The organism is Corallococcus praedator (assembly GCF_003612125.1).
GTDB classification, from domain to species: Bacteria; Myxococcota; Myxococcia; order Myxococcales; family Myxococcaceae; genus Corallococcus; species Corallococcus praedator.
The window spans coordinates 1-459 of sequence record NZ_RAWI01000966.1 but is presented as its reverse complement, the minus strand read 5'-3'; the positions used below and the strand labels follow the sequence as shown (position 1 = coordinate 459).

The 459-nt window shown below is 62.7% G+C and carries 1 protein-coding gene; it reads right to left on the bottom strand.

Features of this window, described 5'->3' with window-relative positions; translation table 11 throughout:
- The coding region (locus tag D7Y13_RS42625; protein ID WP_208734614.1) for a lysophospholipid acyltransferase family protein at nucleotides 1–291 on the bottom strand (291 nt) is incomplete at its 3' end.
- Nucleotides 292–459 lie beyond the last annotated feature (168 nt).

Sequence of the window (459 nt, the reverse complement as noted above, 5' to 3'; positions counted from 1 at the left end):
GGCCGTCTGCTTGCTCGCGGGCCTGGCACCGAACGGCTCGATCAATTTCTCGGCATGCAGCGTCCAGGCAATCTGATGCGTCAGTGTGATCAATTCACGGTCGACACCCAGTTCGTCGTAGGCGGCCGCGAACGCGAACACGTTGAGATCGATGATTCCACCGAACCCGTGGTTGGCAACGAACAACACCGGAGTGTCCGGAACCGGCTGCGCCACCGTTATTTCCCGCCTGTTGTAGAAGCGCACGGCATTGATACTCGCCGCCCGCAAGGTACGTGCGATGTTGTCCATCGTCGACTACCGGTCCAGTTGCAGATCGGCCAGCGCGCCGGCGATCACGAAGCCTCCGGCAATTGCGCAGCCGGCTGTTCTCGTTCGTTGTGGCAGGTGAGCGGTAAGCGCGAACGCCGCGGTATCCCAGACGTCGACGGCCACACCCGCGCGCAGCAGTGTGCGCAC